This is a genomic window from Roseomonas fluvialis, from assembly GCF_022846615.1.
In the GTDB taxonomy this organism is placed as follows: domain Bacteria; phylum Pseudomonadota; class Alphaproteobacteria; order Acetobacterales; family Acetobacteraceae; genus Neoroseomonas; species Neoroseomonas fluvialis.
The window spans coordinates 744,485-770,015 of sequence record NZ_AP025637.1 but is presented as its reverse complement, the minus strand read 5'-3'; the positions used below and the strand labels follow the sequence as shown (position 1 = coordinate 770,015).

Annotated in this window: 23 protein-coding genes; 14 read left to right on the top strand and 9 right to left on the bottom strand. The window is 71.9% G+C overall.

Annotation, left to right across the window (positions count from 1 at the left end; all coding sequences use genetic code 11):
* Positions 1–4 precede the first annotated feature (4 nt).
* From MWM08_RS03770 to MWM08_RS03760, 3 genes are all read right to left on the bottom strand, one after another.
* Positions 5–1,870 carry an AsmA family protein gene (locus MWM08_RS03770; RefSeq protein ID WP_244458141.1) on the bottom strand — a complete coding sequence of 622 codons (1,866 nt, stop codon included), beginning with the start codon at positions 1,868–1,870 and terminating at the stop codon, positions 5–7.
* Positions 1,871–1,973: 103 nt separating this feature from the next.
* On the bottom strand, positions 1,974–2,963 hold the full coding sequence (locus MWM08_RS03765; RefSeq protein ID WP_244458140.1) for a Bug family tripartite tricarboxylate transporter substrate binding protein: 990 nt from the start codon (positions 2,961–2,963) through the stop codon (positions 1,974–1,976).
* Positions 2,964–3,205: 242 nt separating this feature from the next.
* Positions 3,206–5,845, bottom strand: coding sequence for an AMP-binding protein (locus MWM08_RS03760; RefSeq protein WP_244458139.1), 2,640 nt, complete (start codon positions 5,843–5,845; stop codon positions 3,206–3,208).
* Between the two features lie 273 nt (positions 5,846–6,118).
* Between MWM08_RS03760 and MWM08_RS03755 the strand changes: the two genes are divergently transcribed.
* From MWM08_RS03755 to MWM08_RS03735, 5 genes are all read left to right on the top strand, one after another.
* Positions 6,119–6,325, top strand: coding sequence for a cold-shock protein (locus MWM08_RS03755; RefSeq protein WP_244458138.1), 207 nt, complete (start codon positions 6,119–6,121; stop codon positions 6,323–6,325).
* 222 nt (positions 6,326–6,547) lie between these two features.
* Positions 6,548–6,685: a hypothetical protein gene (locus MWM08_RS03750; protein ID WP_244458137.1), complete on the top strand. Its 138-nt coding sequence runs from the start codon at positions 6,548–6,550 to the stop codon at positions 6,683–6,685.
* Between the two features lie 47 nt (positions 6,686–6,732).
* Entirely contained in the window at positions 6,733–7,188 is a 456-nt protein-coding gene (locus MWM08_RS03745) for a DUF6481 family protein (protein ID WP_244458136.1), read from the top strand.
* A 110-nt stretch (positions 7,189–7,298) separates the two neighbouring features.
* Positions 7,299–7,487: a hypothetical protein gene (locus MWM08_RS03740; RefSeq protein WP_244458135.1), complete on the top strand. Its 189-nt coding sequence runs from the start codon at positions 7,299–7,301 to the stop codon at positions 7,485–7,487.
* Positions 7,488–7,743: 256 nt separating this feature from the next.
* Positions 7,744–8,763, top strand: coding sequence for an NADP-dependent oxidoreductase (locus MWM08_RS03735; protein ID WP_244458134.1), 1,020 nt, complete (start codon positions 7,744–7,746; stop codon positions 8,761–8,763).
* A 118-nt stretch (positions 8,764–8,881) separates the two neighbouring features.
* Here MWM08_RS03735 and MWM08_RS03730 read toward each other — a convergent pair whose 3' ends face one another.
* Positions 8,882–9,949, bottom strand: a complete 1,068-nt coding sequence (locus MWM08_RS03730; protein ID WP_244458133.1) for an LLM class flavin-dependent oxidoreductase — start codon at positions 9,947–9,949, stop codon at positions 8,882–8,884.
* 197 nt (positions 9,950–10,146) lie between these two features.
* On the opposite strand from MWM08_RS03730, the gene MWM08_RS03725 reads away from it, so the two are divergent.
* Complete coding sequence (locus MWM08_RS03725) at positions 10,147–11,097, top strand: tripartite tricarboxylate transporter substrate binding protein (protein ID WP_244458132.1); 951 nt, start codon at positions 10,147–10,149, stop codon at positions 11,095–11,097.
* A gap of 103 nt (positions 11,098–11,200) precedes the next feature.
* Here MWM08_RS03725 and MWM08_RS03720 read toward each other — a convergent pair whose 3' ends face one another.
* Together MWM08_RS03720 and MWM08_RS03715 are read right to left on the bottom strand one after the other, a co-directional pair.
* The gene (locus MWM08_RS03720) at positions 11,201–11,974 is read right to left on the bottom strand and encodes a short-chain dehydrogenase/reductase (RefSeq protein WP_244458131.1); all 774 of its coding nucleotides are present in this window, start codon (positions 11,972–11,974) and stop codon (positions 11,201–11,203) included.
* A gap of 2 nt (positions 11,975–11,976) precedes the next feature.
* Positions 11,977–13,515: an acetolactate synthase large subunit gene (locus tag MWM08_RS03715; protein ID WP_244458130.1), complete on the bottom strand. Its 1,539-nt coding sequence runs from the start codon at positions 13,513–13,515 to the stop codon at positions 11,977–11,979.
* Between the two features lie 140 nt (positions 13,516–13,655).
* Between MWM08_RS03715 and MWM08_RS03710 the strand changes: the two genes are divergently transcribed.
* The 3 genes from MWM08_RS03710 (at position 13,656) to MWM08_RS03700 (ending at position 17,486) form a co-directional block, all read left to right on the top strand.
* The gene (locus MWM08_RS03710; protein WP_244458129.1) at positions 13,656–14,087 is read left to right on the top strand and encodes a hypothetical protein; all 432 of its coding nucleotides are present in this window, start codon (positions 13,656–13,658) and stop codon (positions 14,085–14,087) included.
* A 102-nt stretch (positions 14,088–14,189) separates the two neighbouring features.
* Positions 14,190–16,463 (top strand): fused MFS/spermidine synthase, encoded by a 2,274-nt coding sequence (locus MWM08_RS03705; RefSeq protein WP_244458128.1) that lies wholly within the window; start codon positions 14,190–14,192, stop codon positions 16,461–16,463.
* Positions 16,464–16,547: 84 nt separating this feature from the next.
* Positions 16,548–17,486: a hypothetical protein gene (locus MWM08_RS03700; RefSeq protein WP_244458127.1), complete on the top strand. Its 939-nt coding sequence runs from the start codon at positions 16,548–16,550 to the stop codon at positions 17,484–17,486.
* A 27-nt stretch (positions 17,487–17,513) separates the two neighbouring features.
* On the opposite strand, the gene MWM08_RS03695 is transcribed toward MWM08_RS03700, so the two are convergent.
* From MWM08_RS03695 to MWM08_RS03685, 3 genes are read right to left on the bottom strand one after another with little or no spacing between them, the layout of a single operon-like run.
* Positions 17,514–18,227 carry an ABC transporter ATP-binding protein gene (locus MWM08_RS03695; RefSeq protein WP_341482853.1) on the bottom strand — a complete coding sequence of 238 codons (714 nt, stop codon included), beginning with the start codon at positions 18,225–18,227 and terminating at the stop codon, positions 17,514–17,516.
* A gap of 28 nt (positions 18,228–18,255) precedes the next feature.
* Positions 18,256–19,089, bottom strand: coding sequence for an ABC transporter permease (locus MWM08_RS03690; protein WP_244458125.1), 834 nt, complete (start codon positions 19,087–19,089; stop codon positions 18,256–18,258).
* A 47-nt stretch (positions 19,090–19,136) separates the two neighbouring features.
* Complete coding sequence (locus MWM08_RS03685; protein WP_244458124.1) at positions 19,137–19,670, bottom strand: glycine zipper 2TM domain-containing protein; 534 nt, start codon at positions 19,668–19,670, stop codon at positions 19,137–19,139.
* 294 nt (positions 19,671–19,964) lie between these two features.
* Here MWM08_RS03685 and MWM08_RS03680 point away from each other — a divergent pair, with 294 nt between their 5' ends.
* From MWM08_RS03680 to MWM08_RS03660, 5 genes are all read left to right on the top strand, one after another.
* Positions 19,965–21,287 carry a lytic transglycosylase domain-containing protein gene (locus tag MWM08_RS03680; protein WP_244458123.1) on the top strand — a complete coding sequence of 441 codons (1,323 nt, stop codon included), beginning with the start codon at positions 19,965–19,967 and terminating at the stop codon, positions 21,285–21,287.
* Positions 21,288–21,397: 110 nt separating this feature from the next.
* Positions 21,398–21,649 carry a hypothetical protein gene (locus MWM08_RS03675; RefSeq protein ID WP_244458122.1) on the top strand — a complete coding sequence of 84 codons (252 nt, stop codon included), beginning with the start codon at positions 21,398–21,400 and terminating at the stop codon, positions 21,647–21,649.
* A gap of 62 nt (positions 21,650–21,711) precedes the next feature.
* Positions 21,712–23,841, top strand: coding sequence for an acetate--CoA ligase family protein (locus MWM08_RS03670; protein WP_244458121.1), 2,130 nt, complete (start codon positions 21,712–21,714; stop codon positions 23,839–23,841).
* Positions 23,838–24,698, top strand: coding sequence for a MaoC family dehydratase (locus MWM08_RS03665; protein ID WP_244458120.1), 861 nt, complete (start codon positions 23,838–23,840; stop codon positions 24,696–24,698). Before MWM08_RS03670 ends, MWM08_RS03665 begins: the two co-directional genes overlap by 4 nt.
* Entirely contained in the window at positions 24,695–25,510 is an 816-nt protein-coding gene (locus MWM08_RS03660) for an isocitrate lyase/PEP mutase family protein (RefSeq protein ID WP_244458119.1), read from the top strand. Before MWM08_RS03665 ends, MWM08_RS03660 begins: the two co-directional genes overlap by 4 nt.
* Positions 25,511–25,531: the final 21 nt, after the last annotated feature.

The window sequence follows — 25,531 nt, the reverse complement described above, 5'->3', positions numbered from 1 at the left end:
ACCGTCAGCGCCCCGGGCCCTGGCCGCGATAGCAGGGGTTGCGCTGCGCGATGGTGCGCAGGTTGGCCGGCAGCGGTGCCATCTCGTTGCGCGCCATGCGTTCGCGCGCCGCGCGCGACCAGTCCGCCGGCGCGATCGACGGATTGTCGAAGGACCCGCGCACCTGCACCGGGATGTCGAGGGCGAAGAAATCCGTCGTGTCGGATTGGCTGCCAATGATGAGGTCGAGCGTCTGCCGATTCAGGTCGAAGGTCGCCAGCCCGCTGATCGTGCCGGTGCCTGCACGGATGCGTAGCGGGGCTGCCCGCCCGGCGCCGGCATTGATGTCCACCGCCGCCAGCAGGCAGCTGATCGGCGTGGTGCCCTGGGAGGTGCGGAACAGCGCCCGTACGTCGGTGGACGCCATCTCGATCACCTCGCGCGCGATGGTGCCGCCGGTCATGGAGACGACGGCGGAGATGCGCGCCTCGCGCGTCACGGCGTTCACGCTCGCGGCCTCGCCGCCCGCCACGATGTCGGCGGAGATCCGCCCTGCCACAGGCAGCGCGCGCAGGCCGAAGGCGCGGCGCAGCGTGTCGATGTCGCCCTCGCGCAACGTGATGTCCGCGCGCACGCGCGCGCCGCGCGGTGCCGGCAGCAATTCCGCCGATCCCGCCATGCGCGCGCCGAAGGCGGTCACGCGCGCCTCGTGCAGCGTCATGCGGCCGGGCGCGACCTCGAGCCGTGCATGCGCATCTGTGCCGCGCAGCCGCGCATAGGTCAGCTCGCGCGTCGAGGCCTCGATGTCGAACAGCGGGTCGGGCCGCTGCGGCACCACCAGCGGGATATCGGCATCGCCGCGGCCCTGCGCGCCGTCATCCGGGCCGAGCAAGCGGTTCACGTCAAGGCTCGCGACATGCACCCGTGCGACGATGCGATCGGGGCTGCCGGCACTGCCCTCGGCGAGTTCCAGCAGCGCCGCCCTGACGTCACTGCCATCCAGCGTGCCCGTCGCATCGCGCAGCCGCCACAGATCGCCCTGGCGCGTGAAATGGCCCGCCAGGTCCACCGGCACATCCGGGCCGGCATTCGCGCCGGCCCCCGCCATCGCCAGGATCGCATGCGGGTTGGAGGCCGCGAGGGTCAGCCTGCCATCCAGCCCATCGAAGTTCAGCGGATCGGTGCCGGTGCCCTCGAACAGCATCGCCGTATCGCGCGCCGTGGCGCGCAGGGTCATGGGGAAGGGCGTGGCCGCGTCGTGCAGTTGCGCGAAGCTGCCGAGGCCACCCTCCAGCACCACCGGCACGGCGTTGTAGCTGCCCTCGGCCCGAAGCGTCACGGGCGCGGCGGCGTCGGCGGCGCCGAAGCTCGCGGTGTCGAGCCGCGTCGTCAGCCGCGCACCGCTGGTGGTACGGAAAACAACCTCGCTGCCGGTCATGCGGAAGTCGAGGATCGTGGGCAGGTCGCGCGCCGGCGGTTCGGGCGCCGGCGGTGTCGCGGGCCGCGGGCCGAAATGCCAGTTGGCGCGACGATCGGCGGCGCGTTCCAGCAGCAGCGTGAAGCCATCGGCATGCAGCCGCCGCACCAGGACGGTGCCGCGCAGCAGGGCGGCCAGGTCGATCTCCGCCTCGGCGGTGGCGAGTTCCATCATCGCCGGCGCGCTGCCGCCCTCGATGTTGTCCAGCCGCACGCCGCGGACGACGATGGCGATGCTGCGCCCGGGCGTGACGCGCAGGCTCTCGATGGTCAGGCTGCGCCCGAGCGAGGCCGTGGCCCGCGCCGACGCCATCGCCGCCAGGTCGATCCGCGGCAGCGCCACGATGAGCGCCGCCGCCGCCAGCAGCGGGAGCGCCAGCACGACGCCGATGATCCACTTGACGCGACGGCCCATCCGCCCGTGCTCCCGACAAGGCCCCGGCACGACAACGCGCCGCATGCTGCCGCGTTGCCCCTGCCGGGCCGAGCCGCGCCATACACCAGCCAGCGGCGCGCGGCTATTCCGCGACCAGGTTCAGCCGGCGGATCAGCGTGGCCCAGCGCTCGCCCTCCCGCCTTGCGCGTGCGGCGAAGACCTCCGGCGGTTGCGGGTCGGCCGGGTCGGCGCCGACGCGCGCATAGGCGGCGCGGACGCGTTCGTCCGCCAGCGCGTCCTGCAGGGCTGCATTCAGCCGCGCGATCACCTCGGGCGGCGTGCGCGCCGGCACCGCCAGGCCGAAATAGGACGACGCCTCGAACCCCGGGATTGTCTCGCTCATGGGTGGCACGCCTGGCCATTCGGGACGCGGGCCGGGCGTGGTGACCGCCACCGCGCGCACACTCTCGGTGCGGCGCAGCGCCTCGCCTTCCGGCAGGCCGAGACAGCGCGCCTGCACCCGCCCCGCGATCAGGTCGGTCATGGCATTGGTGGTCTGGCGATAGGGCACGTGCACCATGTCAAGGTTCAGCCGCGCGCCGACATCCTCCATGATGAGGTGCGTGATGGCGCCCACGCCGGCCGAGGCGAAGTTGAACTTGCCGGGATTGGCGCGGATCCAGTCCACCACCTCGGTGAAGTTCCGCCCGGGGACGGAGTTGTGCACGATCAGCAGGTTCGAGGTGGTGCAGAACATGCCCACCGGCGTGAAATCCCGCGCGGAATCATAGCCGAGGTTGCGATACAGCAGCGCGTTCAGCCCGCTGTTGGTGCCGAGCGTCGCGACCAGCACGGTGTAGCCATCGGCCGGTGCGCGCGCGACCGCCTCGGCGGCGGTGTTGCCGGCCCCGCCCGGGCGGTTGTCGGGCAGCACCGGCTGGCCGAGGCGCTGTGCCAGCGCCTCGGCCGTCACGCGGGAGACGATGTCGGTCTGCCCGCCGCCGCCGAAGGGGATCACCAGGCGGATCGGCCGGTCGGGCCAATTGGCGCTGGCGATGCGCGGCGCGGCCAGCAGCGCGCCGCTGCCGATCAGCAGGGCGCGGCGCCGGGCGCTGACGTGGGCGATGGGCATGGCGGTCCTCCGGTGATTGTCGTTGTTGGCCGGGAGGCTAGCGCGACTTCGTCGCGCACGTCAGGGGCGGTGGCGGCACGGCCGCGGGCGTGGGCCCGCATGGCGCGCGACACGATGCAACATGCAGGGCGCGGCGCAGACGCGCAGGCTGCGCGCCGGTCGCGAAGCGCGCATCCCGCGCGACAGTCGACAGGCGCGCATCCTGCGCGACAGTCGACAGGCGCGCATCCTGCGCGACAGCCTCAACCGTTCGGCGGGCGCCCCCGCGCAACCTCCGCCACAAGGTCGTGCAGCGCCTGCGCCACCGCCTCCGCACGCTGGCGTGCATCTGGTGCGTCGCTTCTCAGCGCCGCCGCGCGCACCGGCGCGCCGAAGGCCACGCGCACCGGGTGCCGCCGCGGCAGGCGCGCATCGCGCGGCATCGCCTCGAAGGCGCCGGCGATATGCGCGGGGATCACCGTGACGTCGTCCATGCCGTCCAGAACCAGGCCGATGCCGGGCAGAAAGCGCTGCAACTGCCCATCGGGCGAGCGCCAGGATTCCGGAAACCACACCAGACCATCCTCGCGTGCGAGCACCGCCCGCGCCATCGCGATCGCCTGCGCCGGCGCGCGTTCCTCTACCGGAAACACCTGGAAGGTGCGGCTGAACCCGCGCGCGACGCGGTTCACGAACAGCCGCTCCGCCGCACCCGACCACCACAGACGCCGCGCCACGCCGAAGGGCAGCGCGGCCGCGACCAGCCCGGGGTCAAGGTCGCTGACATGGTTCGCCACGATGACGAAGGGCCCACTGCGCGGGACGGAGTCCGCGCCGGTCGCGCGCAGGTCGAACATCGCCCGCCCGATGCCGCGCGCAGCCGCCCATCCGGCCACGCGCAGCGGGAACACCAGCGGCGAGGGCGGCGTGGTGGCGGCGGCGACCTCGGCCGCGGCCAGCGCGGGGTCGCGCGGCGCGGGTGCGGGAGCGCCATCGCTCGCGCGTAGCAGCAGCGCGCGAATGGTCGTCATCTCCGCCATCTCGTCCTCGGTCAGGCGCAACCCGGTCCGGGCCTCGATCTCCATCGCGAGCGAGAGCCATTCCAAGCTGTCGATGCCCAGGTCGAGCGATGGGCTGGCATCGGGCGCGACCGGCTTGCCGGGATAGCGCGCCTTCAGGATCTCCCACACCGCCGCGGCGCCCGGCATCGCCACCAGCGCGGCATCCGATTCGTTCAAGGGCTGCGGCGCGGCGGCGGTGCGGCCGGCCAGCAGGTCGTCGTACAGCGCCGGCAGGCGGAAGCGCTGGATCTTGCCCAGGCGCGTGCGCGGCAACGCCTCGCGCGCCAGCACGTAGCCGGCCAGACGCTGGTAGGATGGCAGGTCCTGGGCAGCGGCGGTCAGTGCCACGCGCAGCACGTCCTCGGGCCTGGCAGCGCCGGCGCCGCGCAGCGCAGCCGCGTCGGGCAGCACGATCGCGACCAGCGCGCCGTCGCGCTCGAGCACCGCGATCTCGCCGATCGCGGGATCGGCGGCGTAGGCGGCCTCGACCTCCTCCGGCATCACGTTCTTGCCGCCGCCCAGCACGATCAGTTCCTTGCTGCGGCCGGTCACGTGCAGGAAGCCGTCGGTGTCGACGCGCCCCAGGTCGCCGGTGCGGAACCAGCCATCGGTGGTGAAGGCGGCCGCATTGGCCTCGGGATTGTCGCGATAGCCGTCGAAGACGTTCGGGCCGCGCAATTCGATCTCGCCGATGCCGAGCGCATCGGGCTGCGCGATGCGCACCTGCGTGCCCGCGGCGATCGGCCGGCCTTCCGATCCCACGCGCTGGGCGGCGGGCGTATTGCCGGTGAACAGGGATGCGGTCTCGGCCAGGCCGTAGCCGCTGGCCACGCGCCAGCCCAGCGCCTCGAGCATCCAGGTGCTCTCCGCATCCAACTTGGCACCGCCCGAGACCATCAGGCGCAGCTCCGGCGCCATCTGCGCATGCAGGGTGCCGAACAGTCGCCGGCCGACATCCATGCCACCCTTGCGCAGGGCGGTGGCCACTTCCAGCAGCCCGGCGAAGACCAGCGCCGCGGCCCGCCCGCGCGCGGCGATGCGCGCCTGCAACCCCGCCAGCAGCGCGACATACAGCCGCGGCACGCCGATCATGATGGTCGCGCGCCCGCCCTTGAGCGCCTGCACCAGCAGCGGGCCGGTCACCGCCTCGGGCAGGATGATGGTCGCCCGCGCGGCGATCGGCGTCATCAACCCGACAAGGAAGGGATAGACGTGGTGCAGCGGCAGCGGCACCAGCATGCGGTCGCCGGCGCCGATCAGCCCCTGCGCCAGCACGCCCTGCAGGTTCGCGGTCAGGTTAGCATGCGTCAGCGTGAACAGCTTGGGCGCGCCGGTGGTGCCCGAGGTCGCGACGATCAGCGCGGCATCGCCCGGGGCGGGATCGGGCAGCGGGCCGGGGGCGGCGGCGCGCAGCGCGTGCCAGCCATCGGCATCGGCCGGGCGGTCCACCAGCACCACGCGAAGGCCGTCGCGCCGCTGGAGTTCAGCGGCATGCGCGGCCGAGGCGAACAGCCAGCGGCAGCCGGCGCCGGCGATGATGGCCTCGGCGGCCGCGGTCTCGGTCAGGTCATCGATCGCCATGGGCAGCGCACCGGCGGCGGCGATCGCCAGGCGCACCACGATCCAGTCCGGTGAATTCGGTGCATGGATCGCGACCGCTTCGCCAGGCGCCAGGCCGGCGGCGCATAATCCGGTGGCGAGCAGCCGCACCTGCCCCGCGATCGCGGCGGCGGGCCAGGGGGTGGCGGCATCGCCCTGCATCGTCACGATGGCGGGCGCGTCGCCACGGGCTTCGAGGGCCGCGATCAGGCGCCCTGGCGTCCAGCACGGCGTCGGCTCCATCGCTCTCCCCTGGCCTGCGTCGTCGTGACTTACCGGCCGAAGCGCCCCGGAATCCAGCCCTTCGCGCAGCATGCCGACAGGGCGTCACAAATGATTCCTTGGAATCGCGGGCCCAATGGCTTACATAGCCGTCTGTCAGCTTTGTTTGGTCCTGCTGCGCTCTCTCCGGTCGTCTTCGAACGAGCCCCGAGCCCGCCGCCCGCTCCCTACAGAAGATTGATCCGGCGCACGGTACCGTGCGGCGGCGGCAACACGCATATACGGAACTTCTCCATGACGACCGGCACCATCAAGTGGTTCAACGCGACCAAGGGCTACGGCTTCATCCAGCCCGAGGACGGCTCCAAGGACGTCTTCCTGCACATCTCCGACGTCGAGCGTTCGGGGATCGGCACGCCGCAGGAAGGCGACAAGCTCGAGTTTGACCTGCAGAAGGGTCAGCAGGGCAAGACCTCGGCGACCAACCTCCGCCGCGCCTGAACGGGCCGGGCGGCGCCCCCGGGCGCCGCCACGATCCGCCACCGGGCCCAGCATGCCCCGGCCATCGGCCGGGCGCGACGCATGGGCCCGCCGGCCCCCGACGGGCCGGCACCCCGGCCGACACAGCGGGCGGTTGAACCGCCTGCCCAGGCCGCCATCCCCCGACAGGCGTGCGCTGCCCCAATGCGGGCTGCGCCACCCAAGAATCAACGAGACGACACAATGAATATCCATGACCAGGCCGCCCGGCGCACGACGCGTACGGCGCCGACCACCCCCGCGCCCAGCCAGGGTGCCCCCGAGCCGGGCGGGCTCTCCGCCGCCGAAATTCGCAGGATCGTCCTCGACATCCTGGGCTGACCGCGCGACACAGGCACCCCCACGACACAGGACAGCAGAAAGACACGATGCAAGGTCTGAAGCGCGACGATCACAATTCCCGCCGCGAAGCCGCGGAAAAGGCCCGCCAAGCGATGATGGAGCGCTTCCGCGCCCAGCCCCGCCCGGATGATCCCGTGGTGCAGGAACGCCTGGCCGCCCAGCGCGCGGTCGCCGAAGCCCGCGAGGCCCGCCGCCTGGCCCGCGAGGCCGAGCGCGCCGCGCAGTTGAAGGCCGAAGCCGAGGAAGCGGAGCGTCGCGCCATCGCCGAAGCTGCCCGCCAGGCCGAACTGGCCCGTGAGGCCGCAGAACAGGCGCGGCGCGATGCCGAGGCCGCCCGCGAGGCCGCCGCCGCCGCCATGGAGGCCGAGGAACGCGCCGCCCTCCTCGACGCCGAGAAGAAGGCCCGCGCCCTGGCGCTGGCTGCCGAGCAGAAGGCGCTGCGCGACGCCCGCTACGCCGCCCGCAAGGCGCGGCGCAAGTAACACCCCCGAACGGGCAGCGCCGGGCAGCCGGCGCTACCCGCCGCCGCAGGGGGCGATCATCATCACGACCGTGGCGGCGCGATGCGCCCGCCGCGCCACAGGAGCCCCCGATGGCCGACCATGACACTGCCGAGGCCGCCGCCGCGAAGCCGGCGGCGAGCATCGAGGACGACATCGCCTACCTGGCGAAGCGCCACCGTGTCTCGCCCGCCATCGTGCGCGAGATCATCCGCCGGTCCGGCGCGACCGAGCGGTCGTCGATCGAGCGCGAGATCGCCAAGGGCAAGGCACGGCGCTAGCCGAGCCCGCCATCGCGCCGCCCCGGATGCGGCGCGGATGGGTGTGACACGAGCGGCTCGCGCAGGTTCCCGGGCAGTGCATCCGGTTCGATGGCATCATGCGGCCGGATGCCGGCTCAGCCCGCGCGCCTATCCACAACCTGTGCCCGCGCGCCTCGCCGCGGCATCCGCCCGCGCGCCTCGCCGCGGCATCAGCCCGCGCGCCTCGCCGCGACGCGTCGCGCATGGCATCCTCCCTGCCGACCGGAGGATGACCATGGCCGAGACCAACCTGCAGATCCTGCTCAAGCGCCGCCCCGTGGGCGCGCCGGTGCCCGAGGATTTCGACATCGTCGAGACGCCGATCCCCGAACCCGGCGAAGGCCAGGTGCTGGTGCGCGCCCGCTTCCTCTCGCTTGACCCCTACATGCGCGGGCGCATGGCGGATGTGAAATCCTATGCGAAGCCGGTGGCGCTCGGCGCGGTGATGGAAGGACAGACGGCCGGCGAGGTCGTGGCCTCCCGCCACGCGGGCTTCGCGCCGGGCGACACGGTGCTGGGCGGCTTCGGCTGGCAGCGCTTCTCGGTGGTCGGGCCGGAACGGCTGTTCAAGGTGCCGGCCACTGATCCGCCGCTGTCGGCCAGCCTCGGCGTGCTGGGCATGCCCGGGCTGACCGCCTGGACGGGCCTCGAGGATATCGGCCAGCCCAAGGCCGGCGAGACCGTGGTGGTCTCGGCCGCGTCGGGTGCTGTCGGCCAGGTGGTCGGGCAGATCGCGAAGCTCCGCGGGGCCAAGGTGGTCGGCGTGGCCGGCGGCGCGAAGAAGTGCGACTTCGTCGTAAAGGAACTCGGCTTCGATGCCTGCCTCGATCATCACGGCGACCTCGATGCGCAGCTCGATGCCGCGGTGCCGGAAGGCATCGACGTCTATTGGGAGAATGTCGGCGGCAAGACGCAGGCGGCGGTGTTCCCGCGGCTGCGCGATTTCGGCCGCATGGTGATGTGCGGCATGATCGCGCAGTACAACGAGGCCCCAGGCGCGGATGCCGCCGGCGCGCCACCGGGCCCGAACCTCGGCCCCATCGTGCGCAAGCGGCTGCGCGTCCAGGGCTTCATCGTCTCCGATACAGGCTGGTCGCGCTACGGCACGTTCCGCGCCGAGGCCGAGGGCTGGATCCGTTCGGGGAAGCTGCGCTGGCGCGAGGATGTGGTGGACGGCCTCGCGAATGCGCCGCGCGCCTTCATCGGCCTGCTCAAGGGCGAGAACTTCGGCAAGCTGGTCGTGCGCGTCGACTGACCGCCGCGCCGCGCGCCGGAGCGATGTCCGCTCGCCCCGGCTCGCGGCAAGGCCTCCGGCCTTTCGCTGCGCGTGACTCTTCACCCGATTGGTTGAGGCCATCCGATCGGGAGCTGCCCTATTCCGCCGCGGCGGGCACCGCGGCGGTCGTGAAGCGCGGCGCCACGTTTTCCATGAACAGGCGGATCGAACGCGCGGCGACCTCCGCCGGCATGGGGCCGAGCCGGAAGGAACAGATCACGCCGCCCACGCCGGTCTGCTCGATCTCAGCCATGCGGGCGGCGACGGTCGCGGGCGACCCGGCGATCAGCGCCAGGTCGGGATTCACGCGCGCCGGCGGCACTGTCTCCTTTTTCATGATGATGCCCTGTTCGGCGTAGATGCGTTCGCGCAGCTTCTTGCGGTGCTCCTGCATCGCCTCGAAGGCGGGGACGCCGATGCGCCGCGCTTCCTCGTCCGTGTCGGCCACCACCACGTTCCGCCACACCCAGGATTCATCCATGCAGCGCGCGATGTGGGCCGCGCCGAAGCCGGCCTCCGCCATGGTGGCGCGATACGCCGCGAGGCGCTTTGCCGTGGTCTCGAGCGACTGCACGTTCATCAGGAAGGGCAGGCCGCGGCGCGCCAGGTGCAGCGCGCCATCCTCGGACGACGCGGCGCGAATCAGGTAGGGGTGCGGCTTCGTGTAGGGCGTGGGCCGCAGGCGCGGGACATTCAGCGTCCAGTGCTTGCCCTCGTGCCGGAACCCCTGCGGGCTGGTCCAGGCCTTGAGCATGATGCCCTCGGCTTCCTCGTAGCGTTCGCCGGCTTCCGCGTGGTCGATGCCGTAGCCCTGGTATTCATAGACGTTGTAGGCAGTGCCGCGGCCGAGCCCGACGATCACGCGGCCCTTCCCCAGGTTGTCGAGCAGCGACATCTGCTCCGCGAGGCGCATGGGGTGGTGCAGCGAGACCTGCGCCACCGCGAAGCCGACCTTGATGCGCTTCGTGGCCGCCAGGATCGCGGCGGCGAAGGTGACCGGGTCGACATAGGCGCAGTTGCCGTCGAAGTGGTGTTCGGCCAGCCAGATGACCTCGACGCCAAGCTCGTCGCAGAGCTTCGCCTCGGCCACGCAATCGGCAATCACCTCGGCATCGCGATCCGGGTCGCGGCTTTCGGGAAACAGGAAATTGCTGAATCGCAGCATTCGGCGTGCTCCGCGATGAAGGCCAAAGCCTAGCGGAACGGCACCGTGGTGCAACGGCCTTCCGCGGGACGCGCCGGACCGCACGAGCGGGGGGACGCGGAGCACGGCCCACTTGCGGGGCGCGCAGCAAGACCGCTTGCGCACCGCGCCGCGGGCGGGGCACCGTTGCTGCCGCAATGGCCCGGGAGACACCGCAGGTGACCACGCGTCGCATCCTGGTCGGCGGGGCGCTCGCGCTGCCGGCCCTCGCTGCCCGGGCCCAGGACCGGCCCATCCAGATCTACGTGGGCTTCGCGCCGGGCGGCAATATCGACTTGGCCGCGCGCATGGCGGCGCCGTTCCTCGAACGGCATCTGGGCGGCGGCACGCAGATCATCGTCGTGAACAAGCCCGGCGCGGGCGGGATGCTGATGTTGAACGACGTCGCGGCAGCCGCGCCGGATGGGCGGCACGTCGCGCTGGTGTCGTTTCCCGCCCTGGTGACCGCACTGTACGACAACACGCCGCGCTACCGGGTGGACAGCTTCGCCTATGTCGGGCTGCTGACGGACGAGCCCTATACGGTCTTCGTCGGCACCGACACGCCCTATCGCAGCCTGCGCGACCTGGTCGAGGCAGCGCGCGCACAGCCCGAGGCGATCAACATCGCCGGCGCGGGCGTGGGCAGCGCGCCACACCTGGCGCTGATGGCGATCGAGCGTGCCGCCGGCGTGCGCTTCACCTGGGTGCCGACGCAGGGTGCCGGCCAGGCGATGCAGCTGGTCCAGGGCGGGCACGTGGCGGGGTCGATCTCGACCGTGAGCCTGACCGTGCGCGCGCATATCCAGGGCACGCTGCGCGTGGTCGCGATCATGGAGCGCGATCGCTGGGACAAGGCACCGGACCTGCCCACGGGCGTCGAGCAGGGCGTGGATGTGCTGGTGGGATCGGCGCGCGGCTTCGCGCTGCCCGTGGCGACCCCCGCGCCGATCCTCGCGCGCTGGGAGGAAGCGGTGCGCCGCACCGCGAACGACCCCGAATTCCGCGCCCTCGCCGAGCGCGACTTCCTGATCGTGCGGCACATGGACCGGCCCACCATGACGCGCTTCGTGGAGGACCAGGCGCGCGCCTATGGCGATATCTGGCGCAGCAGCCCCTGGCGGCGGTGACTAGAGCGCGATCCGCTGACGCGGACACGCTCCAGTCCTTCTTGATCGGGCAATGTCATCCGCTTGCGAAGCGCTGCGTGCTTCAACGCAAGCGGATATTGCTTCAGGCGCGGAACATCCCGCCGCCATCCACGTCGACCACGGTGCCATTGACGTAGTGGCCGCGCGGCGAGGCCAGGAATACCGCCAGGTCGGCGATCTCGGCGGCCTCGATCGGGCGGCCAAAGGGCAGGCCGGTGAGGGTCTCAGCCCAGCGTTCCTCGTCGCCGAACTTCAACTTCGCGTTCACGCGCGCCTGGGTCAGCATCCGGTCGGTCTTCGTCACGGCAGGGTTGATGCCGACCACCTTCACGCCGGACGACTGCGCAGCCGCGCCGATGGCGGAGGTGAAGGCGATCAGCGCCGCATTGCCTGCGCCGCCGGCGATGTAGCCCGCGCGCGGCGCGCGGCCGGCCATGCCGATGATGTTGATGATGGCCCCCGCCTTCCGCGCTTCCATCGCGGGCAGATACAGCTGGCACATGTGGATGTAGCCCAGCACCTTGAGATCCCAGGCCTGCTTCCAGCGCGTCATCGGGATGTCCTGCAGCCGGCCCGAGGGAATCGCACCGGCGTTGTTCACCAGGATGTCGATGTCGGGGAAGGCGGCGTGCAGGCGTTCGCGTTCGTCGTCTTGCGAAAGGTCCGCCGCATGGGTCTCGACGCGCACCTGCGCGCGCGCGCGGACCTTGTCGGCCGCCGCCGCCAGGGCGGCGGGATCGCGCGCGGAGAGCACCACGTCGCAGCCCTCCGCCGCGAAGGATTCGGCGCAGGCGAGGCCGATGCCCTTCGAGCCGCCGGTCACCAGCACGCGCTTGCCGTGAAGCTGCATGTCCATGGTCAGATCACCAGTTCAATGAGGAAGGGTCCGGGCTGCGCAAACGACTGCGCCATCAGGTCGCCCACCTGATCCAGCGTCGTCGCCTGCGCCGCCGCCACGCCCATCGCCTCGGCCATCTTCACCCAGCCGATGTCGGGGTTGCCCAGGTCCAGCATGTTCATCGCCGTCGGCCCCGGATTGGCGCCGACGTTCTGATATTCGCCGAGCAGGATCTGGTACTTGCGGTTGGACAGGATGACGGTGGTGACCGGCAGCTTCTCGCGCGCCTGGGTCCACAGCGCCTGCACCGTGTACATCGCGCTGCCATCGGCCTGAAGGTTGATCACGCGCCGGCCGCCGCCGCCGATCGCCGCACCCGTGGCCAGCGGCAGGCCGCAGCCGATCGCACCACCCGTGATGTGCAGCCAGTCGTGCTTCGGCGCCGCGAAGGTCTCGCTGTAGAAGCCGCGCCCGAAGGAGACACTCTCGTCGGCGATGATCGCCTCCTCGGGCATCAGCGCCGCCACGGTGCGCGCCAGGCCCTCGGGCGTCGGTGCACCACGTGCGGCTTCCGGGCGCTTGCCGACATCCGGCATTGCGACGGCCTGCGCGCCCAGTTCGTCGCACAGCGCGCCGAGCGCCGCCTCGGGATCCTGTTCGTAGCGCGTCAGCACATGCACTTCCGCCGTCGCGGGATAATGCAGCGATGGCTTGCCCGGATAGGCGAAGAAGCCGACCGGCCCGCGGGAATTCACCAGGATGATGTGCTCGACCCACTCCAGCGCCTTGATCGCGACGTCGGCCGGATAGGGCACGCGCTCGAGCGGCAGGCGCCCCTGGCCGCGCTGCACGCGTCCGTTCGACCCTTCCGCCAGCAGCTTCGCACCGGTGGCCTTCGAGACGCGCCAGGCCAGCGCCTGCGCGCCTTCGCGCAGCGCCGTCCCGCCCAGCAGGATCAGCACGTTCTTCTTCTCGCGCAGGATGCGTGCGGCGTTGCGCACCGCCAGCGGGTCGGCCGCCTGCGGCACCGGCACGGGCAGCGGCGGGGCCACCACGCCACCATCGTCCCAGCACGTGTCCGACGGCAACACGAGCGTCGCGATCTGCCCCGGCGATGTGCGGGCGGCCTGCACCGCGGCCGCGGCATCCGCGCCGACATTCTCCGCCTTGGTCGAGGTGCGCAGCCAATGCGACACGCCGCGCGCCCAGCCTTCCGTATCCGCCGTCAGCGGCGCGTCGAAGGGCCGGTGGTAGGTCGCCTGGTCGCCCACGCAGTTCACGATGCCCGACCGTGCGCGCCGCGCATTGTGCAGGTTGGACAGCCCATTCGCCAGGCCGGGGCCGCAATGCAGCAGCGTGGCGGCCGGCTTGCCCTGCATGCGCCAGTAGCCGTCGGCCATGCCCGTGACGACATTCTCCTGCAGGCCGAGCACGCAGCGCATGCCGGGGATGCGGTCGAGTGCTGCGACGAAATGCATCTCGCTCGTGCCCGGATTGGCGAAGCAGACCTCCACGCCGCATCCCAGAAGTGTATGCACAAGGCTCTCGGCACCGTTCACCGCGTCTCTCCCGCAGATTGATGGACGGCGCACCCTGCGCGGGACCGCGCGCGTCGGCAAGGTCACGCCGGGGGCCGGTGTTGCCGTGGGGCCGCGCCTCCCGCATCCTGCCTGCGCATGGAACGAAGGGGTGCCTGGCCGTGACCCTGCTGCGCCCCGCGCTGGTCGGCTTCGCCGCAGGCGTACTGTCCGTATTGCTGTTCCACCAGGGCACGGTGGCGCTGCTGCACGCCGCGGGCCTGGTACCGAACGCGCCCTTCCGCCTGCACGCGGTGCCGCCGCTCGGCGTGCCGCAACTGGTCTCGATCGCATTCTGGGGCGGGGTCTGGGGCAGCGGGCTCGGGCTGTTCCTGGCGTCGAGCGGGCGCCGCTGGCCACCGATGCTGGCGGGGCTGGTGATGGGGGTGTGCTGCTCGCTGGTCGGCTTCACGGTGGTGGCGGCGCTGCGCGGGCAGCCGCTGCTGGGTGGCCTCGACCCCGGGCGCTGGTGGCGCAGCCTGCTGATCAACGGCGCCTTCGGCTGGGGCGTGGGGGTGCTGCTGCTGGCGGCGCGGCGCGTATTCCGGGGCTGAACCGCCTGCCAGATGACCTTGCCGCAATTCGGCCGCCATGCTTCTCAGAATAGTGAACGGCCAGCCAGGGGGGCGGCGCCAGGTTTTCAGGGGGACATCGCGATGATGTCGCGTCTCGCGGTTGCCTTCTTCGCGACGGGCTTCGCTGCGCTGCTCTGCCAGATCGTGTGGCAGCGCATGCTGGGCATCTTCGCGGGCTCGGACACGATTTCCGCTGCGCTGGTGGTGGGCGCCTTCCTGGCGGGGCTCGGCCTCGGGTCGATCATCGGCGCCAAGGTGGCCGACCGGCTGAGCCCCGCCCGGGCGCTGGCCGGTTTCGCGCTGGCGGAGATCGGCGTCGGGATCTTCGCCCTGCTGTCCAAGGTCTTCCTGTACGACTGGCTCGCCACCGACATGGCCGGGGTGGTCGATGCAGCGCCGGCGATCTTCGCGCTGTGCTTCGCCGGGCTGGTTCTGCCAACCACGCTGATGGGCGCCTCCCTGCCGCTGCTGGCGCGCGCGGTCGCGACCTCGCGCGAGAACATCGCCGAGCGCATCGGCACGTTGTACGGGCTGAACACCCTGGGTGCCGGGCTGGGCGCGCTGCTTGGCGGCTGGCTGCTGGTCGGGCACCTGGGCTTCGTGGGCGCGCTGTGGCTGGCGGCGGGCCTCGAATTCTTCGCCGCGGCGCTGTCGGTCACGCTGCTGCGGCAGTTGCGCGAAGCGCCCGCGCCGGTCGCCTCCGCCCGCGATACCGCCGATGACGCCCGCTACGGCAGCTTGCCGCTGTGGTGCCTGCTGGTCTTCCTGTCGGGCTACGTGATCGTCGCGCTCGAGATCGTCTGGGTCCGCATGATGGGCCAGGTCGGGCAGTACCACGCCTACCTGTTCCCCACCGTGCTCGGCATCTTCCTGCTGGCGGACGGGGCGGGCATGGCGCTGGCCTCGCGCATGCTGCGGCGGATCGAGGACCCGCGCCCGGCCTTCTTCATCACGCAATCGGCCGGCTTCGTGCTGGCCACCGTGCTGCTGCTGGCGCTGTGGTACGCGCTGCCGCTGTGGCCGCTGGCGGACTGGCTGTCGGTCGACCACAACCGCATGCGTGGCGAGCCGTTGCTGGTCGCGATCGGGCTGACCGCGCTGGTCGTCGCACCGCCGTCGTTCCTGATCGGCATGACATTCCCCTTCGTGCAGCGCGCGGTGCAGAGGGACCTGTCCAGCGTGGGCGCGCGTGTCGGCTGGGTGCAGCTGGCCAATATCGCGGGCAATGCGGCGGGGTCGATCCTGACCGGGCTGGTGACATTCCATGTGCTCGGCACGGCGGGCACGCTGAAGCTGCTGGCGGTGCTCTCGCTGCTGCTGGTCGGCTTCTGGCTGTGGCGCGCGGGCATGGCGAAGCGGCCGGTGGAAGCAGGCCTCGCGGTCGCCTGTGCCGTGCTGTTCTTCGTGGTGCCGGGCAATGCCGCCTTCTGGACGCGGATCCACCACGAACGCTCCGGCCAGGTCGCCGCCTGGGCCGAGGACCGTTCGGGCGTGGCCTATTTCCGCGACGAACGCGCAGGCGACCAGCGCGCCGACGGCCCCTTCTTCATCCAGGGCTTCAGCCAGGGGCGCATTCCCTTCCTACCGATCCACCAGTTCCTCGGCGCGGTCGGCCCGCTGATCCACCCGAACCCGCGCGACGTGCTGGTGATCGGCGTCGGCTCGGGCGGCACGCCCTGGGCCGCCGGCGTGCGCCCGGAAAGCCAGGTGCGCGCGATCGAACTGGTCGCGCCGGTGCTGACCGCGCTCGAGGAAGTGGGCCGGCGGCACCCCGGCAGCCCGATGGCGCAGATGTTCCGCGACCCGCGCTGGCGCCTGGAATACGGCGACGGCCGCCGCACGCTCGCCAAGGAAGACCGCCGCTACGACATCATCGAGGCCGACGCCATCCTGCCCGAGGCGTCCCATTCCGGGCTGCTCTACAGCGCCGAATTCCTCGAGCAGGTGCGCGAGCGCCTGGCCCCCGGCGGCATCTACGTGCAATGGGCGCCGTCGCAGCGCGCGGCCGAGACCTTCGCCTCGGTCTTCCCCCATACGCTGCTGCTGATGCCTGTCGCGGTCTTGATCGGGTCGAACGACCCCATCCCCTACGATGCCGAGCGACTGACCGCCGCGCTGGCGGCGCCCGCCACGGCCGAGCACCTGCGCCGCGGAAATCCGGGCTTCAGCGACTGGGGATCCCTGTTCGCCGCGCCGCCGATCGCCTGGACACCCGGCACGCCCCGGACAGAGGCTCCGCTCACCGACATCTTCCCGCGCGATGAATTCTACATGAACAACCCGGTCACCACGACCGACGTCTATGCCCGGCGCGTCACGCCGGCGATGGCCCACGCGCCGCGCCAGCCGCGCTGAACCGGGCCGCCGCGGGCGCGCGGCGCCGGCACACGGTTCCTTCACCCTTCCCCCGCTTTTCTGTCCGGCGGAGGAGGGTTGCACATGCTGTCCCGCCACGGCGCCGGGCGCGACCAGGGCGCCATGCCCTGGGCGCCGCAGGGCGGGCTGATCCGACGCACCATCGACACCGGCGCGCGCCTGCTGGGCGTGCGGCCATCGCCGCCGTCGCCGGGTGCCGCGCCACCCCCCACGCTACCCGCCACGGAGCCGGAGCCGCCCGTTGCACCTTCGGCGCCGCCCTTGCGTGCCTGCCATCGCCGTGCCTGGGCAGACCGGCTCTGGGGCGAGGGCATGGCTCTGCCCGGCGGCGCGCCGGAGGTGCTGCGCCTCGCGGCCCTGCTGCCGCTTTCGCCCGAGAGCACGCTGCTGCTCGCCGGCAACGGCGCCGCCGCGGCGGGGGATGTGGTGGCAGGCGGGCGCGGCTGCTTCGTCGCTGCCTTCGAACCCGGCGCGCCGGCGGGCGCGCGCCCGGCGCGGCGGCGCGTCACGACCGAACCCCTGGACCCCGCCGCGCCCGGCTTCCGCGCACGCTTCCACCACCACGCCCTGCTGTTGGAACCATTGCGTGCCGGGATTTCGCCCGACGGGCTGTTGGCGGCCACGGCGGCGGGGCTCAGGCCAGGCGGGCAGCTCGTGCTGATGGACCTGGTGGCGCGCGGCATGCCGGCCGGTGCGGCCGAGGCACGCTGGCTGGCCGCCGAAGGCCGCCCCGAACCGCCCGCCGAGGTCGCCCTCCCCGCCGCCCTGCAGAGAGCAGGCTTCGATATCCACGTGGTGGAGGATCTGGGGCGGCGCCACCGCGATGCGGTGCTGTCGAGCTGGCAGGCGCTGATGGTGGCGTTGCGCGACGAACCCACGCGCCCGGCGGCGCCCGAGGCCGCCGACCTGGTGGCCGAGGCGGAGGCCTGGCTGCTGCGCCTGCGGCTGATGCAGGAAGGCCGGCTGCGCCTGCTGCGCTGGCACGCCAGCATGACCCGCTGACGGCCTGTCCCGCGCGGCGCCGGGCCGCTAAAGCCCGGCGGCGTCCAGCACCTCGGCCACCGGGCCATCGGCCAGGATGCGCCCGCCTTCGAGCCGGATGGCGCGCGTGCACCACTTGCGCACGATGCCCATGTCGTGCGTCGCGATCAGCAAGATCTCGGCATCGGTCACCAGCTTGGACAGGCGCTGGTCCGCGCGCGCCATGAATTCGGCATCGCCGGCCAGGAACCATTCGTCCATCAGCAGGATCTCGGGCGTCATCGCTGTCGCCATGGCGAAGGACAGGCGCACGTTCATCCCCGCCGAATAGCCGCGGATCGGCACGTCGAAGAATTCGCCCAGGCCCGCGAAACCCTGCACCTCGTCGGCCAGCGCGCGGCCCGTGGCCTCGGTCAGGCCGCGATACAGGGCGCGCAGCACCACGTTCTCGCGCCCGGTCAGCAGCGGGTCCATGCCGGCGGCAGGGTCGATCAGGGATCCGATCTCGCCGGCCACGCGCAGGCTGCCGGCCACCGGTTCATAGACGCCGGCGATGGTGCGCAGCAGCGTGGTCTTGCCCGCGCCGTTCGGCCCGACCAGCGCCACGCGCTCGCCATTGCCGATGCCGAAAGTCAGGTCACGCAGCGCGGCCACCACGATGCGGTTGTCGTCGTCGCGCTTCAGCCGCCGCGGCGCGGACGCCAGGATGCGCTGCTTCAGGGACCGTGCGTTGTGGTGATAGAGCGGGAATTCGATGGCCATTCCCGCCGCCTCGATCGCGGCCATGGCGTCAGACCCAGAAGGCGATGCGCCCGCGGAAGCGGACGAAGAAGATCCAGGCCCCGGCGATCAGCGCGGCGGTCCAGGCGATCGCGAGCGCCCAGACGACGAAGCCCGCCCCGGTCCCCATGATGGGCCCGCGCACCGTCTCCATGATGGCGAAGACCGGGTTGATCGGCAGCCACGGCTGCCAATGACCGACCATCTCGGGCTTCCAGATCACCGGCGAGATGAAGAAGGCAATCTGCATGACCGAGCCCACGATGGGCGGGATGTCGCGGAAGCGCGCGCAGATCATGCCGAGGAAAATGGAGGCCGCGAAGGCGGCGACCGCGATCAGCACGAAGCCCGGGATCGCAGCCAGCGCCCACCAGGTCGGCGTGACGCCGAAGAATGCGAAGACCACGCCGATCAGCGGGAGGTTGTGCGCCGCGATCACCGCGTTGCGGAACACCACGCGCAGCGCATGCACCGAATAGGGCAGCGGCATCTGGCGGATCACGCCCTCGGCGCCGGTCAGGCTGGTGGTCGCGTCGGTGACGATCTGCGAGATGGTGTTCCACACGATGAGGCTGACCGCGAGCCAGGGGAGGTAGGCCGCCACGTCCATGCGGAACAGCTTGGCGTAAAGGATGCCGAGTGCAGCCAGCATCACGGCGGTGGACAGCGTCAGCCAGAAAGGACCAAGCACCGACCCGCGGTAGCGGTGCGTGATGTCGCTGCGCGCCAGGGCCCAGGCCAGGCGCCACCGCGCGAGGCCGCCCTGCAGGTCCTCGAGCGCGCGTTCGCGCCGCCGCGGGGCGGCAGCGTCGAATTCATGGATAGGGCTGGTGGCGTGGAGCATAGGCGCGGGCTTCTACACGCCCCGCGCCCGCGCAGGAAGGCCGGGGGCTATTTGCCGCCGAGCGCGTCGACCGGGCCACCGCCATAGGCCGCGCCATAGCCGACCGGCGCCGCGCCGCCGGCCCGCGACAGCCGCACCCGGTCCGACTGCGTGATGACCACGCGGTCGCCGACCGTCAGGCCCAGTTCGTTGGTCTGGATGACCGACCGCGTCTGCCCGTTGTCGTCGCGGATGATGAATTCCATGGCATTGCCGCGGGTGGCCCCTTCCTCGATGGCCGCGCCGGCCAGGCCGCCGGCCAGCGCGCCGACCACGCCGCCCACGGTGCGTGCGCGCCAGTCGCCGCCGATGGTGCTGCCGATCAGCCCGCCGCCGACCGCCCCCGCGCCGGCGCCGATACCGGTGCGGGTCCCGCTGACCGCGACCGGTCGCATACCCACGATGGTGCCGAAGGAGACATAGCCGGAACTACCCAGCGCACCGCGGTCCACCGTGGTGTTGGTGGCGGGCGCGCAGGCCGCGAGGCCGGCACCCAGGGCCAGGACGGCGCAGAGCGGCGCCAGGCGGCGGATTTGGGGCATGAAGGTCCTACTCCCTCGGATTCGCGCCGGGCGCGTGCATCGGATCAGGTCGCCGCGCCGTGGCCACAATATGGTGTATCATCGCTACACGTGGCGCCGGACGCGTTGCAAGCACCCCCAGATGCTGTGGGTTGCCCGCAATGCTTGACCCGGCGGCTCACGCGGGACTACGCAATCTTTCAGAGTTGGGCGTTGAACGCCTGGGTGGCGGACCGACAGGGTGGCACGGGAGGGGAATCCGGGCTGCCCATACCATGTCGGGCCGGGGGCCGGGCCGGTTGGAGACCAGGGGGAATGACCGGAACTCGCTTGCGCGGTGCCAGGATGGCCTTGGCCGTATGTGCGCTTGGCCTGATGGTCGTGGGCTGTGCCCAGACCAGCCAGCGCAGCGCCGGCAATGGGCCGTTCTACAATCGGCCGGACAGCCCGGCCCCGCCCGGACCGCCCGGCGATCCCTGGGGGCCCTGGATCCGCGACGCATCGCGCCGCTTCGACATCCCGGAACTCTGGATCCGCGAGGTGATGCGCCAGGAGAGCGGCGGGCGGGCCAACGCCACCTCCCACGCCGGCGCCATGGGCCTGATGCAGGTGATGCCCGGCACCTACCGGGAACTGCAGGCGCGTTACAACCTCGGCTCCGACCCCTACCACCCGTATGACAGCATCCAGGCCGGCACGGCGTATCTGCGCGAGATGTACGAGCTGTACGGCAACCCCGCCTTCCTGGCGGCCTACAATGCCGGCCCGCGCCGGCTCGAGGATTACCTCTGGGGCGGCCGCGGCCTGCCGAACGAAACCCGCAACTACGTCCAGCGCATCGGCCCGCGCATCCAGACCGCCGCGCCGAATCGCCGCGCGCCGGCCGAGGTCTATGCCGCCGCCGAGATGGGCCTGTACGTCCCGCCCGGGCCGCGCCCGGCCAGCAGTGGCACCATGATGGCGCTGCGCCAGCAGCGCGAGGCCGCGCCGCCCGTGCAGGTGGCCGCCGCGCCGCCGCCGCCGCCCGCCGCCCCGCGCGTGCAGGTCGCGAGCCTGGCCACCGCCGCGCTGGTGGCGCCGCCGGCCGCGCCGCCGGCCTTCATGCAGGGCATCGAGAACCCGACGCTGACGCCCTCCGCCCGCGCCGCGCTGGCCGAGGCCGCCCGCGAATCCGAGATGGAGCGCGCCCAGCAGGCCGCCGACGACGCCGCGCAGAGCCGTACGCCAGCCGTGGTCGCGGGCGCCCTGGCCGCACCCGAGCGCCGCGCGCCGGCGGGTTCGCCCTTCCGCAGCCTGGGCGGGATCGTCGGCACCGCGCAGGCGAGCACCCTGCCCCGTGCGCCCGCACCCGCACCCGCCCCTGCCGCGGCACCCGCTGCCGCCGCGGCCGCGGGCGGCAATCGCTGGTCGGTGCAGGTCGGCGCCTTCGCCTCCGAGAACCTCGCGCGGGTCTCCGCCAACCAGGCGCGAGACGTCGTGCAGACCATGGGCGCGCGCACCGCGGTCATGCCGGTCCGCCAGGGCAACACCACCCTGTACCGCGCCCGCGTCACGGGCCTGACGCGCAGCGCCGCCGAACAGGCCTGCTCGCGCATGCGGGCGCGCGGCGCCTGCACGGTGGTCGCGCCGGACGCCTGACGGGACGGCGCGGCATGACGGCGCGATGAAGCCTCGCGCCGTCATCGAAGCATGATGGCACGCCGGGACAGGCGTGCGGCATGTGTCGGTCTTCCCGACGGAGACCGGACATGGACGGGCTGGACATCGAGATCGAAGGCGACAGCGAACCGGCGGTGGCGCTCGCGCTGCTGAAGATCGTCATGCGCGCGGAAGGCAAGGACGCGGCGGGCGTCGATGGCGCCTGGATCCTGGCGACCCTTTCACGCTGCCTTGCCGCGGTGATGGGCGAAGCGCCGCCGGACGACGACGAAGACGCGCAGCACGACGATGACGATGACGATGACGACGCGGCGGAGTCGGACCCGCCCGCGCACGCCTGACCCCCCTTGCCGCCCTGGGCATGGGGCGCCACGCTGCCGGCAACACGACCGGAGGAAGCCCCATGCCCGCTGAAGGCGGCCAACCGCGCCCATTGCAGACCGCCTCGGGCTTTGCCGCGCTGGATGCCATGGTGCGTCCGCGATCCGTCGCCATCATCGGCGCGTCGGACGACGCGACACGGATCGGCGGGCGGCCGATCGCCTACATGCAGAAGCAGGGCTTCGCCGGCACCATCCTGCCGGTGAACCCGAACCGCGCGACGGTGCAGGGGCTGCCCGCCTTCAACGCGGTCAGTGCGCTGCCGCAGGCGCCGGATGTCGCGATCGTGGCGGTGCCGGGCGAATCCGCGGTGCAGGCGGTGGATGACCTGGGCGCGCGCGGTTGCCGTGCGGCGATCGTGTTCACCGCAGGCTTCGCGGAAGTGGACGAGGCCGGTGCGGCCATGCAGGACCGCCTGGTGGCCGCCGCCCGCAAGCACGGGATGCGGCTGCTGGGGCCAAACTGCCTCGGCCTGTTCAACGCGGCGATCAATTTCTACCCGATCTTCTCGCTGTCATTCGAACAGGGCTGGCCGATCCCCGGGAATATCGGCATCGCGTCGCAGTCGGGCGCGTATGGCACGCATGTCTTCGCTGTCTCGCGCATGCGGGGCATCGGCACGCCCGTGTGCATCACCACGGGCAACGAGGCCGATGTCTCGCTCGGAGAGGCCATCGGCTGGATGGCGCAGGCGCCGGAGGTCGAGGTGATCTGCGCCTATGCGGAAGGCATCCGCGAGAGCGCGCGCTTCACCGCCGCGCTCGACCTCGCGCGGCGCAACCGCAAGCCGGTGGTGCTGATGAAGGTCGGGCGCAGCGAGTTGGGCGGGCATGCGGCGAAGTCGCATACCGCGTCGATCGCCGGCGACGACACGATCACCCAGGCGGTGCTGGATGAATTCGGCGTGGTGCGCGCGTCCACGACCGAGCAGATGCTCGATATCGCCTATGCGGCGACGAAGCGGATCTATCCGGTGGGCAATTCGCTCGGCGTCATCACCGTGAGCGGCGGGGCCGGGGTGCTGATCTCGGATGCCGCCGATGCGGCCGGCGTGCCGATGCCGCCGCTGCCCGAGGCGTCGCAGGCGCATCTGCGGTCGCTGATTTCCTTCTGCGCGCCCCGTAACCCGGTGGACTGCACCGCGCAGGCGGTGAACCAGACCGAGTTGTTCCCGCAATTCCTCGAGACCACGGCCGAGGCCGGCTACGGGTCGATGATGATCTTCCTGACGCAGACGGCGGGGTCAACCACGCTCTCGCCCAAGCTGCGCCCTTACATGAAGGCCGCGCGGGAGAAATACGCCGACCGGCTCTGGGTGCTGTGCGGCATCGCCCCACCCGAGAAGGTCCGCGAATACGAAAGCGACGGCTTCCTGGTCTTCGAGGATCCGACGCGCGCGGTCGGCGTGATCGAGGCGATGGGCCGCTACGGCGCGGCCTTCGCAGCGCCGGCGCCGGACGACATCGTGGTGTCGGATGTCACGCTGCCCGAGACCACGCCGTCCGAAGCGGAAGGCAAGCGCATCCTGGCGCGCGCGGGCATTCCCGCGGTGCCGGAGAAGGCCTGCACTTCGGCCGACGAAGCGGTCGCCGCCGCGCAATCCATCGGCTTCCCGGTGGTCGCAAAAATCCTGTCGCCCGACATCCTGCACAAGAGCGAGATCGGCGGCGTGCTGCTCGACCTCGCGGATGCGGATGCGGTGCGCGCGGCGCATGCCACGCTGCTGCAGCGCGCCGCCGAACGCGCGCCGGGCGCGCGCATCGAGGGCGTGCTGATCGCGAAGCAGATCAAGGGCGCGGTCGAGATGGCGCTGGGCATCGCGCGCGACCCGGTCTTCGGGCCGGTGGCGATGGTGGGCCTGGGTGGCGTCTTCATCGAGATCCTGAAGGACGTGTCCTTCCGCCGCTGCCCCTTCGACGAGGCAACGGCGGAAGCGATGGTGCGATCGCTGAAGGGCTTCCCGCTGCTGGATGGCGCGCGCGGCCGGCCGAAGGCGGATGTGAAGGCGCTGGCCGGCGCGCTGGCGGCGCTGTCGCGCTTCGCGGCGGGTGCCGACGAACGCCTGCTGTCGGTGGACGTGAACCCGCTGCTGGTGCTGCCCGAAGGCCAGGGCGCCTTCGCAGCCGATGCGGTGATCGAGGTGGCGTCATGACGATCGACCACGACCACCTGCTGAACTACCCGATCCCGGAGATCCGACAGACCATCCGCTGGCAGGACACGGCGCTGTACAATTTCTCGATCGGCCTCGGGCAGGACCCGATGGACCAGGCGCAGCTCGACTTCCTCTACGAGCCGCGCCTGAAGGCGATGCCGTCCATGGCGGTGGTGCTGGGCTATCCGGGCTTCTGGATCCGCAACCCCGACACCGGGGTGGACTGGACGCAGGTTCTGCATGGCGAGCAGTCGATCATCCTGCACAAGCCGCTGCCGGCGGAGGGCGAGATCATCGGGCGGTCACGCATCACCTCGATTGTGGATCGCGGGCCGGGCAAGGGCGCGATGCTGTACAACGAACGCGTGGTGACCGATGCTCGCACTGGCGAGAAGCTCGCCACACTGGAAGGCACCACCTTCGCGCGCGGCGATGGCGGCTTCGGCGGGCCGACGGGGCCGATCAAGCGCCCGCATCCGGAACCAGATCGCGCGCCGGACCTGACGGTCGATCTCGCGACGCGGCCTGAGCAGGCGATCGTCTATCGCCTGAACGGCGACCACAACCCGCTGCATATCGACCCGGACGTCGCTGCCCAGGCCGGCTTCAAGCAGCCGATCCTGCACGGGCTGTGCACCTTCGGCGTGGTCTGCCACGGGCTGATGAAGGCGCTGTGCGGCTACGACCCGGCACGCTTCGGGCGGATGGACCTGCGCTTCTCCTCGCCGGTGTTCCCGGGCGAGACGATCCGCACCGAGATCTGGCACGAGGATGGCGGCGCGGCCTTCCGCGCGCGCGTCGTGGAACGCGACAAGGTCGTTGTGAGCAACGGCCTGTTCCGGTTCGCGGCATGACAGCCGCCGAGCGCGCCGCGCGCTTCGCCGCGCTGCATGAAGGCGGCTGCTTCGCGCTGCCCAATGCCTGGGATGCCGGCAGCGCGCGCGTGCTGGCGGCCTCCGGCGCGGTGGCGCTCGCCACGACCTCCGCCGGCATCGCGTGGTCCTTGGGGCGGCGCGACTACGCGGTCAGCCTGGCGGAATCGCTCGACAATGCGCGGGTGCTGATCGCGGCGACCGACCTGCCGGTCTCGGCGGACCTCGAGGACGGCTTCGGCCCCGCGCCGGAGGATTGCGCCGCCACCGTGCGCGCCGCCGCGCAGGCGGGCCTCGCCGGCTGCACCATCGAGGACACGACGCGCGACGCCGCATCGCCAATCCATGGCTTCGACGATGCGGTCGCGCGCATCCGCGCCGCGGCCGTCGCGGCACGCGCGCTGCCGCACCCCTTCGTCCTGACCGCACGGGCAGAGAACTTCCTGTTCGGCCGCCCGGACCTGGACGACACCATCCGCCGCCTGGTGGCCTTCGCCGAAGCTGGCGCGGATTGCCTCTATGCCCCTGCCCTGCCCGACATGGCGGCGATTCGTGCCGTGGTCTCGGCGGTCGCGCCGAAGCCGGTGAATGTCCTGCTCGGGCCACGCGCCGGGCTGGTGCCGCTGGCGGACCTCGCGGCGGCCGGTGTGCGCCGCGTGAGTGCGGGCGGGCTGATCGCGCGCGCGGCCTACCTGCACGCGATGGAGTTGGGGGCAGCCATGGTGGCGGGCGACCTGCCACGCCTGGCGACCGTGCCACCAGGCGCGGCACTGAACGCCGCGATGCGCGGCTGAACCGCGTGGTGCAGCGTCGGC